10 protein-coding genes are annotated in these 14,729 nt (G+C 41.0%); 8 read left to right on the top strand and 2 right to left on the bottom strand.

Annotation, left to right across the window (positions count from 1 at the left end; genetic code table 11):
• Positions 1-166: 166 nt before the first annotated feature.
• From QWZ08_RS03830 to QWZ08_RS03800, 7 genes are all read left to right on the top strand, one after another.
• Positions 167-6,310, top strand: a complete 6,144-nt coding sequence (locus QWZ08_RS03830; protein WP_290335893.1) for an alpha-2-macroglobulin family protein — start codon at positions 167-169, stop codon at positions 6,308-6,310.
• Positions 6,311-6,570: 260 nt separating this feature from the next.
• A complete protein-coding gene (rpsF, locus tag QWZ08_RS03825) occupies positions 6,571-6,927 on the top strand; it encodes a 30S ribosomal protein S6 (protein ID WP_290335892.1) in 357 nt (118 codons plus the stop codon).
• Positions 6,928-6,929: 2 nt separating this feature from the next.
• Positions 6,930-7,196, top strand: coding sequence for a 30S ribosomal protein S18 (gene rpsR, locus QWZ08_RS03820; RefSeq protein ID WP_290335891.1), 267 nt, complete (start codon positions 6,930-6,932; stop codon positions 7,194-7,196).
• Positions 7,197-7,281: 85 nt separating this feature from the next.
• On the top strand, positions 7,282-7,728 hold the full coding sequence (rplI, locus tag QWZ08_RS03815; protein ID WP_290335890.1) for a 50S ribosomal protein L9: 447 nt from the start codon (positions 7,282-7,284) through the stop codon (positions 7,726-7,728).
• A 237-nt stretch (positions 7,729-7,965) separates the two neighbouring features.
• Entirely contained in the window at positions 7,966-9,582 is a 1,617-nt protein-coding gene (locus QWZ08_RS03810) for a L,D-transpeptidase family protein (RefSeq protein ID WP_290335889.1), read from the top strand.
• Positions 9,583-9,750: 168 nt separating this feature from the next.
• Entirely contained in the window at positions 9,751-10,176 is a 426-nt protein-coding gene (gene rbp / locus QWZ08_RS03805; protein WP_290335888.1) for an RNA-binding regulator, read from the top strand.
• Between the two features lie 81 nt (positions 10,177-10,257).
• Positions 10,258-10,800: a DUF1415 domain-containing protein gene (locus QWZ08_RS03800; protein ID WP_290335887.1), complete on the top strand. Its 543-nt coding sequence runs from the start codon at positions 10,258-10,260 to the stop codon at positions 10,798-10,800.
• A gap of 2 nt (positions 10,801-10,802) precedes the next feature.
• Here QWZ08_RS03800 and QWZ08_RS03795 read toward each other — a convergent pair whose 3' ends face one another.
• Together QWZ08_RS03795 and pafA are read right to left on the bottom strand one after the other, a co-directional pair.
• Positions 10,803-11,396 carry a 2OG-Fe(II) oxygenase gene (locus QWZ08_RS03795; RefSeq protein ID WP_290335886.1) on the bottom strand — a complete coding sequence of 198 codons (594 nt, stop codon included), beginning with the start codon at positions 11,394-11,396 and terminating at the stop codon, positions 10,803-10,805.
• A gap of 97 nt (positions 11,397-11,493) precedes the next feature.
• Entirely contained in the window at positions 11,494-13,179 is a 1,686-nt protein-coding gene (pafA, locus tag QWZ08_RS03790) for an alkaline phosphatase PafA (protein WP_290335884.1), read from the bottom strand.
• Positions 13,180-13,419: 240 nt separating this feature from the next.
• On the opposite strand from pafA, the gene QWZ08_RS03785 reads away from it, so the two are divergent.
• Positions 13,420-14,682: an aminotransferase class I/II-fold pyridoxal phosphate-dependent enzyme gene (locus tag QWZ08_RS03785; RefSeq protein WP_290335883.1), complete on the top strand. Its 1,263-nt coding sequence runs from the start codon at positions 13,420-13,422 to the stop codon at positions 14,680-14,682.
• Positions 14,683-14,729 lie beyond the last annotated feature (47 nt).

The following is a 14,729-nucleotide window of genomic DNA, read 5'->3' as shown; positions in this document are numbered from 1 at the left end:
CTGTGCCGCCCCGTCTGCTGCCGCTTTAAAAAATGTTAAAGAAAAAAATTACCTGTTCTTTTATGTAAAGAGACAGGCCCATACATCTGTTAACTGCAGCCTCCATTGTACGCCATTATAACAGTCCGGCAACAAGCTGTATCTTGTAATTAAAATAAATTCAGGCATGTATTTAAAGAACCTTTTACTGGTAATTTTTACCGGGTTAGTATTTACGACTATGGCGCAAAAATCTAAAGATTATTCAACAAACTGGTCAAAGGTGGCGGCCTTTGAAATAAAGGGCCTCACCCGTTCTGCCCTGAAAGAAGTGCTTGTTATTTACAAATTGGCCGTAAAAGACAACAATGATGCACAACAAATAAAAGCTGCTATCTACCAGGTTAAGTACCACAACATGGTACAGGAAGACAGCAGGGAAAACAATATATTTTATGTCGATACATTAATCAATCAGGCAAAAGCACCTGCAAGAAATATTTTACAAAGCATGCAGGCCGAAATGTACTGGCAGTACCTGCAAAATAACCGATATAAATTCTACAGCCGCAAACCACTGAGTGATGAAAAAGCAACCGACATCAGCACCTGGAGTTTGGAGAAATTGCATGCTAACATCGGTAAATTGTATAAGGCCTCGCTGTCCGATAAAGATCTGCTTCAAACAAGTAAAATAGAAGTTTTTGATCCTATAATTATAAAAGGGGAAAACACCAGGCAACTCCGCCCTACCCTTTTCGATTTCCTGGCATTCCGGGCGCTGGATTATTTTAAGAATGATGAACAGGATTTGATCAAACCTGCCTACAAATTCACCATCAATAACCCTGCTGCATTTGCTCCGGCGGCTGAATTTATTGCCACCACCTTTTCAACAAAAGACACATCTGCCTTGCATTTTAAAGCCGTTGAATTATTGCAGGAAATTATCCGCTTTCATTTAAAAGATAAAAACCCCGATGCCTTACTGGACGCTGATTTGATACGACTGAATTTTATGCACCAGTATGCCATCAATGAAAATAAAAACGATTTATATGAAGCTGCTTTAAAAAATATAGAAACAACCTACACTGGTAATGATGCCGCGGCACAGGCTATGTATTTAAGAGCGCAGATTTATCGTGAGAAAGGTCAGCAGTATGATCCATTTACCGCAACAATCAACCAGTACGAAATAAAAAGGGCAAAAGAATTGTGCGGGCTGGCCATCGCAAAATATCCAAAAAGCGAAGGTGGTATTAACGCACAGAATTTACTGAATGAAATACTGCAACCGGCTTTGACACTGACTACTGAAAAAGTAAATATCCCGGAAGCACCTTTCAGAACGTTGGTGAATTATAAAAATACGTCCACCGTTTATTTCCGCGTGATAAAAACTACTGTTGATGCAGTAAAAAAAATGGACCGCCGGGATTATGATAAATTATGGAAAGATATTGTAGCGCTGAAAGCCACCAAAACGTGGAGTGTTTCTTTGCCTGATTTGAACGACTATCAAACCCATGCTGCAGAAATTAAAGTGGATGGGTTGCCTGGCGGAGTTTACCTGATCCTTGCCAGCCTGGATAAAAATTTTTCGCTGCAAAAAAATATCATCGCCAAACAATTAACCTACGTAAGCAATATCAGTTACATCAACAATAACAAAGATGAATACTATGTGCTGAACCGCGACAATGGTCAACCTTATAACAATGCATCCGTGCAGGTTTGGGAAACGAAATACAATTACTCTAGTGGCGGCAATGACGATACAAAAGCAGAGAGCTACACGACTGATAAAAATGGTTTCTTTCAATTAAAGAAAAGCAAAGACTACAGAAATATAAAGCTGCAGATAAAAACTGCCAACGATGAACTTTTTTTGCAGGATGAAACCTACAATACGTATTACAACGGCTATGAACAAACACCAGTCGTAAAGCCGGTAACTTTTTTATTTACTGACCGATCCATTTATCGCCCGGGACAAACGGTTTATTTTAAAGGCATCGTTTTACAAAAAGGGGTGAAAGCTACAGAAACCAGTATTCTTCCAAAATTCAGCACCAGCCTGCAATTGAGGGATGCCAACCAGCAAAAGGTAACCGATGTACAATTGGTGACGAATGAATATGGATCCTATCATGGTTCTTTTAAATTACCCGAAGGCACCTTGAACGGTCAATTTAATTTGTTTGACACTGCCACCTTATCGCAGCAATATTTTAGTGTGGAAGAATACAAGCGCCCGAAGTTTTTTACTGAAGTGGAAAAGCCAAAAGGCACTTACCGGCTAATGGATAGCATTGCCGTTACCGGCACCGCCAAAGCCTATGCCGGCAATAATATTGATGCGGCGAAAGTAAAATATCGTGTGGTGCGTAAAGTGCGTTATCCCATCTGGTGGGGTTGGGGAAGTTATATCCGCAAAGGAAGGCCCGGCATACCGTATGGCCGGAGTGATGAAATGGAAATTACCAATGGTGAAACAACTACAGACGCAGCAGGTGCATTCCACATTACCTTTGAAGCTTTGCCTGATGAAAGTATCGACAAAAAAACACAACCGATTTTTTACTATGAAGTGAGTGCCGATGTTACTGACCTGAATGGTGAAACAAGAAGCGGCTCGGCATCCGTGGCCGTTGCTTACCAGATGTTACAACTCGACATTAACGTTGCAGATAAAATGTCAACCGACAGTTTAAAAAACATCTTTGTAAAAAGTACCAACCTCAACGATATAGAAGAAACAACCAACGCTACGGTTACGATCCAGGAATTAAAAACACCAGCAAAAATTTTCAGGGAAAGATATTGGGATCAACCCGACCAGTTTGTAATGAGCAGGAATGAATACTATGGCTACTTTCCGTATGACGTGTATAAAAATGAAAACGAAGTAAAAAATTATGAAGCCGCTGCCAAAGTTTTTGAAAAAACAGACAGCACCAACCACAATGTGGCTTTGGCAGGACTGTCTTTAAAACCAGGCTGGTACAAGATTGTAGCCGTTGCAAAAGATAAATACGGAGAAGAAGTGAAAACTGAAAAATATGTACAGTTATTCAGCAACAACAAAGCCGCGATCACTGCCAATGCGGTGGAAGTAAGGGTAGACAACAACCAGTCGGAACCTGGTAAAAAAATACAGTATAATATCGCAACAGGTTTTAAAAACATCTGGCTGATTCATACATTGACTAAAATGGAAGAAGGCACTAAGACTGCCTACCCCACCATCACATCAGGCCAGCCTTTTCAAAATGAAATTTTGGTAACGGAGAAAGACCGTGGTGGCATGAATGTTAGCTATGCATTTGTACAACACAACCGCGTATACAAAGGCAATGAAAGTTTTTACATTCCCTGGAGCAATAAAGAACTCAGCATCGACTATGCTAGTTTCCGGGATAAATTATTACCGGGAAGTGAAGAAAAATGGACAGTAAAAATCAGCGGCAACAAAGGCGAAAAAGTGGCGGCAGAAATGCTGGCGGCCATGTACGATGCGAGTCTGGACCAGTTTAAACCACATAGTTGGAGCGCTCTCAATATCTGGCCGGGATTGTATAATAAAATTAACTGGACGGACAATGGTTTTGAAGAAATGAATTCGGAAGAATACAATCGGGTGGGCAATGAGTATGTGAGTAACAGGCCAAAGTCATACGACCAATTGCTGTATTCTAATAATAACATGATTTATGCAGGAGGCAGCTTGCGTAGCGACATGGTTTTAAGATCCGCCGCTCCAGGAGTTTCTCCTGTTCTGGCGGAGGCAGAAATGTCGGCTGCACCGAAGCAATTTAAAAATGCCCAGGTAATGGATTCTGCAAAAGCTATGATTGATGTGGAGCAAGCTAACGGTCAGGTCGAATTACCGATAAACAACAAAGCTGAAATCCAACCTCAAATTCGCAAAAACTTCAACGAAACTGCCTTCTTCTTCCCGGATTTGCAAACCGATGCCGATGGCAATGTAACTTTTTCATTTACTATCCCTGAGGCATTGACCAAATGGAAGCTGATGACTTTCGCACATACGAAAACGTTGGCGAGCGGCTATGCCGAAAAGACAACTGTAACACAAAAGCCATTGATGATACAACCCAATGCGCCCCGCTTTTTAAGAGAAGGCGATGGCATTGAATTCAGCGCTAAGGTTGTAAACCTAACCGATAAAGAAATTACCGGCACCACCCAACTGGAATTGCTGGATGCAACTACCAATCAACCGGTGGATGGCTGGTTTAAAAACATTTTTCCAACACAGTATTTTACCGTTGCGGCAGGGCAAAGTGCAGCAGTAAAATTCCCGATAGAGATACCCTTCAACTTCAACTCAGCAATGACGTATCGCATAGTAGCCAAGTCTTCTGATAAATCCGCTTCACAAGGAGGGAACTTTAGTGACGGTGAAGAAATGGCAATCCCTGTTTTAACCAACCGCATGCTGGTGACAGAAACAATGCCGCTCAATCTAAGAAACACAACCTCCAAAACATTCAAATTCGAAAAACTATTAAACAGCGGCAGCAGTCAAACCCTCACCAACCATGCTTTAACGATGGAGTACACTGCAAACCCGGCCTGGTATGCGGTGCAGGCGTTGCCTTATTTAATGGAGTACCCATATGAATGTGCTGAACAAACCTTTAACCGGTATTACGCCAATACACTGGCTTCTTTTGTAAGCAACAGTGCGCCGAAAATAAAAGCCGTGTTTGACAAATGGCGCTCCATTGATACCACAGCTTTACAAAGTAATCTTCAAAAAAATGAAGAACTAAAATCAGCCCTGCTGCAGGAAACACCCTGGGTGCTGGCTGCGAAAAATGAAACTGATCAAAAGAAAAATATCGCACTGCTATTCGACCTGGTAAAAATGGGCAATGAAACAACCAAAGCCATCCAGCAATTAAAAGACATGCAAAGTACCAATGGTGGTTTTGTATGGTTTAAAGGTGGTGCAGATGACCGGTACATTACGCAATATATCCTTACAGGGATCGGTCATTTAAAAAAAATAAATGCCCTGCCCGGCAACAACAACAGCCAGGTAAAAGACATTAGTATGATGGTGAATAAGGCACTCCCTTACCTGGATAAAAAGATAAAAGCAGATTATGATGCGCTGGTTAAACTAAAAGTTGATCTTAAAAAGAATAACCTTAGCAACACGGCGATTCAGTACCTGTATATGCGCAGTTTTTTTACTGAAACACCTGTTGCAGCCACATCGCAAACGGCTTATACCTATTACCGTGAGCAGGCAAAAAAATACTGGATTAGCAATGGTAAATACCTGCAGGCCATGATTGCACTGGCACTCAACCGTACCAATGATGGGGTAACACCCAAAGCCATCATCCAGTCATTGAAAGAAAATGCCATCAATAAAGAAGAAATGGGCATGTACTGGAAAGAATGGACCAATGGAGGCTACTACTGGTACCAGGCTCCGATTGAAAGCCAGGCGTTGATGATAGAAGCTTTTTCTGACATTGATAAAAATACTGCAACCGTTGATGACCTTAAAACCTGGTTGCTAAAACAAAAGCAAACACAAAACTGGAAAACCACCAAAGCTACCGCTGAGGCCTGCTACGCATTATTGCTGAATGGCAACAACTGGTTAAACACCGAAAGAGAAATAGCCATTAGCCTGGGAAATACAGTGATAAAAAGCACTGATGATAAAACAGAAGACGGAACAGGTTACTTCAAAAAAATAATAGAAGGAGAAAAAGTAAATGCAGTAATGGGTAACATCAAAGTAGATATCAAGTCAGCAAACGCCCAAAAACCTTCTTTAAAGAGCAAGGAAGCCTCATGGGGAAGTGTTTACTGGCAATATTTTGAAGACCTGGATAAAATAACTTTTGCAGAAACACCACTCAAATTGACTAAAAAATTATTTATTGAAAAAAATACAGACAAGGGCCCGGTGTTGGAAGCTATTGCGGATAATGCTGAACTGAAAATCGGCGACAAAGTAATCGTGCGCATTGAATTAAAAGTGGACAGGGATATGGAATATGTACACATGAAGGATATGCGTGCGGCCTGCATGGAACCGGTGAACGTAATCAGCCAGTTTAAATGGCAGGCTGGCCTGGGCTATTATGAAAGCCCCAAAGACGCCAGCGCCAATTTCTTTTTTAGCTGGTTACCACGGGGTAGTTATGTTTTTGAGTATCCTCTGTTCGTAACACATGCGGGTAATTTCAGCAACGGCATTACCAGTATTCAGTGTATGTACGCTCCTGAATTTACCAGCCACAGTGAAGGGATCAGGGTAAAAGTGGAAGCTCAGTAGTCCATTCCTTACTGAAGGAGTCACCTTGCGCAAAATGTATGAGGGGGTTATTTTTATAACAATCCATGGTTTTAAGATTATAATGAAAGAATTTTTAGAAGATATGGCAAAGAAAAAGGTAATAAATAAGGTAAATTGACTATGTATTTGAAAAATTATCCATTATCCACTCATAAATTATCCATTAAATCCCTACCTTTGCAGCCCCGTAAACATTTGTGTACGGATTTAACCAATTTTTAAACAATAAACAAGGGAAAATGAACAACTACGAATTGATGGTGATTTTTACCCCGGTGTTGTCTGAAGAGGAATTCAAAGCCGCTCAGAAAAAATTTGCTGCTATTGTTACTGACAATGGTGGTGAAGTGTTACACACCAATCCATGGGGACTAAAATCGCTGGCCTATCCCATTGCCAAAAAGACTACTGGTCTTTACTGGGTAATGGAGTATAAAGCGCCAACCGACTTCAATGAAAAGTTGAAAACTCAACTTTTACGTGACGAATCAGTGATGCGTCACATGTATACTGTACTCGATAAATACGCCGTCGATTACAACACCAAAAAGAGAAGTGGCGGTAAATATTCACCAACTGAAAAAGCGGAGGCATAATCATGGCAAAACCAAACGAGATCAAATATCTCACAGCAATCAAAGCTGACAAGCGTCCAAAGAAATATTGCCGCTTTAAAAAGATGGGCATTCATTATATCGATTATAAAGACGCCGATTTTTTGAAAAAATTCCTGAACGAACAAGGTAAATTGCTACCCCGCCGTTTAACCGGAAACTCTTTAAAGTTTCAGCGTAAAGTGAGCGATGCGGTAAAGAAAGCCCGCCAAATGGCTATTCTGCCTTACGTTACAGATTTATTAAAATAAATTTTTCACCACCCTAACCTTCCAATAGGGAAAGTCTGATATGCCAGTCAACGATCGGCAAGGATTGGGTAAAAATGCAAACAACATGCAGGTAATATTAATACAGGATGTAAACAACCTTGGCGGTGCCAACGAACTGGTTACCGTAAAAAATGGTTACGGACGTAACTTTTTAATTCCTTCCAAACTGGCAATCGAGGCTAGCCCGAGTAACCTGAAACAAAGGGAAGAAAAGGTTAAACAGCAGGCGAAGAAAGAAGCTAAATTATTAGCTGAATTGAACATCGTTATTGCGGCTTTAACCAGCGGACCATTGAAAATTGGTGCTAAAACAGGTACAACTGGTAAAATTTTCGGTAGCGTAACCTCTGTTCAGATTGCACGTGCAATTAAAGAACAAAAGGGCTACGAAATTGACCGCCGTCGTATCACCATCCTTGATGAAGTAAAAGAATTAGGCACGTTTAAAGCAAAAATTGATTTTGGTAACGGTAACGAAACTGAAGTTGAATTTGAAGTAACTGCTGAATAAAATACAAGTCAATAAAATAAAAAATCCGCCTGGTTTTACCGGGCGGATTTTTTTGTCCGACATCTAAATAATTATATTCCTTTGTTGTCATTTCCTTTATACGCTTTGGCGCTACAACCTTGGAGAATGCTCTTCCCAATCCTACCGTAAAAGGTTACCTTTATAGAACATCTCCAGTCTTACTTTTAGCATTACCGGTACGATAATATTTGCATCCATCTAAACACCAACACGGTCATGATAAACAGATTTTTGCTCTTTATATTTACCCTTTCATTTGTAAGTATTGCTTTCACTGATTGTAATAATACGTCCAGTAAAACTCCCTCCGTTGGTAAAGATACCGTTCCAAAAGTATCGCCAACCGGAATGGGCATCCAGGGAAGCTTTAGCAATCAAACGAAAATTACCTTCGACAGCAGCATCATTAAAAAGTTTGTTGATAGCTTTCCCAAATTCAGGTCATTTCAGAAAGATATCACTGCCTTTTATAAAAGCAGGAATTACGCTTATGCCTGGTATGATGACAGCGGTATGATAGAACCGGCACACAACTTATACAACCGCATCGTCAATATCAGGGATGAAGGAATGCCCGGGGAAGTACCCTACAAGGCAGCATTTATTGGCCTGATGGAAACGGAAGAAGGCGCAATAAAAATTGCCCCTGTGACAGAACTGATGCTAACCTCACAATACCTGGCCTATGCAAAAAAAGTATGGCAGGGTATAAGCGAAAAACAATCACTTTCAACAGAATGGTTACTGCCCCGAAAAAAGTTAACTACGCAGCAATTACTCGATTCATTGGTAAACGGAGCCGGCATATTGCAAAAAGACCCTGTATACCGGCAGTATCATCTGCTGAAAGATTATCTAAAAAAATACAACCAGTTAAATGCGCAGGGACCACTAACGGTAATTAAGGGTGATAAAAAAGTTTACAAATTAAAGGATTCTTCTGCAACTGTTGGGGCCATACGGCAAAGGCTTTACCTGTTGGGAGATGTGCCTGCAAATAATCAATCCAACATATTTGATTCGGCTCTGCTGCAGGGTGTAAAAAATTTTGAACACAGGCTTGGTTACAAAGAAGACGGACTTGTAAACACAGCGCTGCTGGCTGAAATGAATTACCCGCTGGATAAACGAATAGAACAGCTCATCGTCAATATGGAGCGCAGCCGTTGGGTTCCGGTAACATTGATCAACAATTACCTTGTGATTAATATTCCTGAATACAAATTGCATGTATACGAAAATGACAGTATCGCCTTCAGCATGAATGTGGTGGTGGGTAAAGATGAACATAAAACGGTTATTTTTAACGGGGAGTTAAAATACATTGTTTTTAGTCCTTACTGGAATATTCCGGCAAGCATATTAAAAAATGAAACCTTGCCTGCCATGAGAAAAAACCCCAATTACCTTGTAGAGCACAATATGGAATGGAACGGAGGCAATGTACGCCAGAAGCCGGGGCCGGATAATTCACTGGGTCTGGTGAAATTTTTATTCCCTAATACCCACAGCATTTACCTGCATGACACACCCGCGAAATCTTTGTTTAATGAAGATAAAAGAGCTTTTAGTCACGGATGCATACGCCTCGCAGAACCAAAAAAACTGGCGGAATATCTTTTGAGAAATGATAGTGCCTGGAATGAACAAAAAATAACCGAGGCTATGAATAAAGGTGTGGAACAATATGTAACATTGAAAAAGACCCTGCCGGTATTTATCGCCTATTTTACTGCCTGGGTGGACAGGCAGGGCAAACTTAATTTCAGAAACGATGTGTATAAAAGAGACGCCCGTTTGGCTAAAATGATGCTCGAAAAGCCTGGAATATGATTTTTTTTGAAAATTATTGTTTTTTTAAATAAATAGTTACATTTGTATTGCATTAATGGTTTTAGTATTTCGTCGTTAGCTGATAGATGTCTTTTCCGAAGTCCGTTTTCAGTTCATTGTACCCACTAAGGCATTAAAGTTTTTATTTAATTTTAAAAAGTTTTTACAATGAACATTTATGTAGGAAACCTCAGTTGGACGATGACTGATGAAGATCTAAGCAGTCTCTTCTCACAATTTGGTACAGTTACAAGTGCCAAAATCTTAAAAGACAAAATGAACGGCCGCAGCAAAGGATTTGGTTTTGTTGAAATGGACGACGCAGAAGCTGCTAAAACAGCTATTGCCAGTTTAAACGAAAGCGAAGTACAAGGCCGTAAACTAATTGTAAACGAATCACAACCACGCACCGAAGGTGAAGGCGGCTACAAAAAACGCAGCTTCGGCGGTGGAAGTGGCGGCGGTGGCGGCTACAAGAAAAGCGGCGGCGGCGGTTATGGCGGCGGCGGCGGAAGAAGCGGCGGCAGCGGTGGTTACGGCGGCAGCGGTGGCAACAGAAGCGGCGGCAGTGGTGGTTACAACAGAGATTATTGATTAACTCATTTACCGATAAAAAAAATCCTTCACTTTCTGTGAGGGATTTTTTTATGCACGTCTCTTTACAAAATCTTCTGTATGATATCTCCGGAACTAATTATAGCACAAACAAAAAAATGGATTACCAGCGTAGTGATTGCCTGCAATTTCTGCCCGTTTGCTGCAAAGGAGATGAAACACAACAGGGTACATTACCAGGTAGAAGCAAGCGGCATTAACAGCGAATGCCTGGATATATTTTTACGGGAATGTAAACGACTGGATGAAGACGATACCATTGTAACAACACTGCTTATTTTTCCAAATGGCTTCAACGAGTTCGATGATTTTCTTGACTTGGTGAGCAAAGCCGAAGACCTGCTGGAGGCGAATGATTATGAAGGTATTTACCAGGTTGCTAGTTTTCACCCGCAATATATTTTTGAAGAAGCACCTGTAAACGATGCCGCCAATTATACCAACCGGTCACTATATCCGATGCTGCATTTATTAAGAGAAGCCCAAATTGAAGAGGCACTGGAGCGTTACCCCGATCCTGAAAATATTCCGGATAACAATATTCATTTTGCAAGGCAAAAGGGTGTGCAATACATGAAGATGTTAAGAGATACCTGCTTATAAAATCACCGCTGTTTCAACCAACCGGTTACACTCATCCTGGATTTATGGGCGAGTAAAACTTCATGTTCCATTTCAGCGCTTTTAAAGAAAACAGCTTTTTGAGCAGTGGGCAAAATACTCTGTGCAGTATCATCTTGATAAATCATCAGTTGCCCGCCATCAGCCACTTTCCAGTCGTCATTTAAATAGCAAATCAGCGAGTACTTTCTTTTATTGTCTGTTTTAAACTGGTCTTTATGCCGTTTATAGGCACTGCCCTCTTCATATATGGCATAGTGAAATTCATAATCATTAATGCCGGTGTAACATGTCCTGTTGAGGTGATCAATAAAATCTTCCACCTTTTCAAGGAATTCCTGTTCGTCGATATTGTTGTTCTTTTTATCCAGCCAGCTTATTTTATCACCCCGCATTTGCTGGGCTGCATCCGCCAAAACTTCGTTGCCGATACCGGCATATTTCATTTGTTTATCATCCTGCAATTGATGGATGTTTTGTTGCAGGCTGGCGGATAGCGCCGCTGATAAAAAATGATCGGCTATACCTACATTGGTATCAATAAAACTATTGATCAGTTCGTCAAATTGCTGTTGCATTTTTTGGTTTGAGCCAAACAAGGTAGGCTTTATTTAATACAATGATTAAAGCCTACCCCGTTTACAACGGCAGGTATTTGCGTTACTTACGAGTAAACTAATTATGTGCTTTATTATTTGTAATTTCTGTAATTACTTTTCCTACGCAACCGCTGGGCATTTGTATCTGCAGCAATGCCGCCAATGTGGCGGAAATATCTGTCATATGGGTCTCCCGATTGGTTTTACCCGGTTGAATATTCCATCCAAAAAATAATAAGGGAATATGAGCATCATAGGGGTTCCATAAACCATGTGTAGTGCCCTTGCTGCCTCCGTCAAAATAACCGGGTTTAAAAGTAAACTGTATATCGCCGCTTCTTTTTGGATTATAGCCGTTAGCCATCATTTCTTTTTGCGGCTCCGGTATTGCAGTTGATGCCAGTTTGCTGGTCTCAAATACGTTTACTATATATGGCTTTTGTTGCAGGGCCTTTACAACTGTATTTATTATGGCAGCTTTATCTTTTCCCTGCTTTTCAATTTCTGCGAAATTTAAATACACCTGGTAATTTTGTACCGATAATACTGCGTTTTTAAAACCCAAGGTTGTTTCAATAGCTGTATTAATTTCTTTGGCGATTTCTGCATCGCTCACTGCACCACCAGGTATTTTGTGCTCCGCTAAAAAGCCCGGCACATGTGCGGCACCATGATCAGCTGTTAAAAAAATAAGGTAATTTCCTTTGCCGGCCTTTTGATCAAGATAATCCAGGAAGCTGGCGATATCCTTATCCAGCCGCAAATAGGTATCTTCTGCTTCAACAGAATTTGGACCGAATGTATGCCCGACATAATCTGTTGAGGAAATACTGACAGTCAAAAAATCCGGAACAGCATTGCTTCCTAATTTCTCATTTTCAATTGCCAGTTTTGCAAAATCAAAAGTAAAAGTGTTGGCAAAAGGTGTAGTGCGGAAAGAGTTGTATTTGCCCATTGTGATAGCACATAATTTGTGCGGAAACGTAACTGTTGTCTCGCCTGGAATTGCATTTTCATATGGCTCATTGTCCGGTGTACTTAAATCATACTGATCAATTGGTAACAATGTATTCCAGTCTTTACTCATATATGTTCCTGCAAAGTCTTTCGCATTGAAATTATTTACCCAGTCCGGCGCCTGTTTCATATAATAGGTGCTGCTGATCCATTTACCACCTTTATCATCATACCAGTAGGCCGCATTAGCACTGTGTCCTGCAGGCAAAATAGCGCCGCGATCTTTAAGTGCTATACCAATTACTTTGCTTTTAAAATTGTTGCTTAATCTTAGTTCATCTGTAATAGTTGTTGTCCACAAATTTTCAGGGCTCATTTTGCCGGCATCATCTGGCGCATTACCCACCGTGGTTACAGTTGAATCGTCCGTGCAGTAAACATTTACATTCCGGGATTTATCATACCAGTTATTACCAACAATGCCGTGCACAGCAGGCACACTACCGGTATAAATGCAGGTATGGCCCGGTGCTGTATAGGTTGGCGTATAAGGTATCAGCGTATTGTCACAGCTAAAGCCTTCGCCCATGAGCCGTTTGAAACCATTGGCAGAATACAATTGATTAAACCGATATAAATAATCCCACCGCATTTGATCGATTACTATACCAACTATTAGTTTAGGTTTGGCTGACTGCTGTTGGGGCTCTAAAGGTTTAGCTGCCACTTTTCTCCCAGGTTGTGCTGCCACACCAGCACCCATAATTAATAATAAACAAACAACAATCAGCGATTTTTGGCCCATGCGAGTATTTTTTTCAAAGATAGCAGAAGCAGGCAATACGTTTGGCGCCGTTGTTCTGTTAAGCTGGTTTATTTGATAGCAAAAGCCTTAAATTTGCAGCCGGTTAGCCAATTTGAGATAATACTGTTTCGAATTGAACGCCAATGATGCCCAATGGTATATAGCACAAGAGGGCGACGCAAGGATGTTGCTATAAAAAAGTGAAGGCAGGACGAAAACTTTTAAAACTACCGCAATAGTATGGCAGATGTTTTTGAAAAATTAGTAAAAGATGGCGGCCCGATCGGCCAGCATATGGACAGGGCGCATGGTTATTTTGCCTTTCCAAAATTAGAAGGCGAACTGGGGCCAAGAATGCAGTTCAGGGGAAAAGAAATGATTGTGTGGAGTTTGAACAATTACCTCGGCCTCGTAAATCACCCGGAAGTAAGAAAAGTTGATGCGGAAGCTGCTGTAAAATATGGTATGGGAAACCCTATGGGTGCCCGTATGATGAGTGGCAATACTGATATGCATGATGCATTGGAAAAAGTAATCAGCCTGTTTGTAAAAAGAGAAGATACCATGCTGCTGAACTTCGGTTACCAGGGCATTATGAGTTGTATTGATGCATTGGTAAACCGCCGCGATGTAATTGTGTATGATGCAGAGGCACATGCCTGTATTGTAGACGGGGTAAGGCTGCACATGGGGCACCGTTACGCTTTTAAACACAATGATATTGAGGATTGCGAAAAGCAACTGCAACGTGCTACTGAACTGGCAGCCAAACAGGGTGGCGGTATTTTGGTAATTACAGAAGGTGTGTTTGGTATGGATGGAGAACAGGGTATTTTAAAAGAAATTGTTGCATTAAAAGAAAAATACGAATTCAGAATTTTGATTGATGATGCACATGGTTTCGGCTACATGGGTCCAACGGGGGCCGGTGCAGATGAAGCACAGGGTTGCCAGGATGGCATTGATTTGTATTTTTCATCCATGGTAAAAAGTTTAGGTAGCCTTGGCGGATTTATCTGCGGCCCTAAAGCTGTAATAAAATATTTGCGTTACAATGTGCGCTCACAAATATTTGCAAAGAGTGTTCCGTTGTTAGTGGTGGAAGGTATGCTGAAGCGGATGGATATGATAAAGACGATGCCCGAACTGAGAGAGAAGTTGTGGTACAACGTAAACCGCTTACAAAGCGGGCTGAAGGAAAGAGGTTTTGATATTGGTGATACCAACAGTCCCGTTACACCGATTTACATGAAGGGTGATGTGCCTGAAGCCACACAAATGGTGATGGACCTCCGGGAAAATTATCATATATTTTGTTCAATTGTTGTTTACCCGGTTATACCAAAAGGTGATATTATTTACCGCCTGATACCTACCGCCGTTCACACCGATGAAGACATTGAAAAAACACTGGATGCATTTGAAGCCACCAAGAAAAAGCTGGATGCCGGTAAATACAAGGCCGTAGATATTCCGGATATGGCAGAGAAAGCATCAGCCTAACATTACAAAGCAGGTTTACTATGATTTGATATTTTCAATACTTTTTG

The sequence above is a fragment of the Ferruginibacter paludis genome, from assembly GCF_030409685.1.
GTDB lineage: Bacteria > Bacteroidota > Bacteroidia > Chitinophagales > Chitinophagaceae > Ferruginibacter > Ferruginibacter paludis.
The sequence above is the reverse complement of the archived record's forward strand: the minus strand, read 5'-3'. Positions and strand labels throughout refer to the sequence as shown.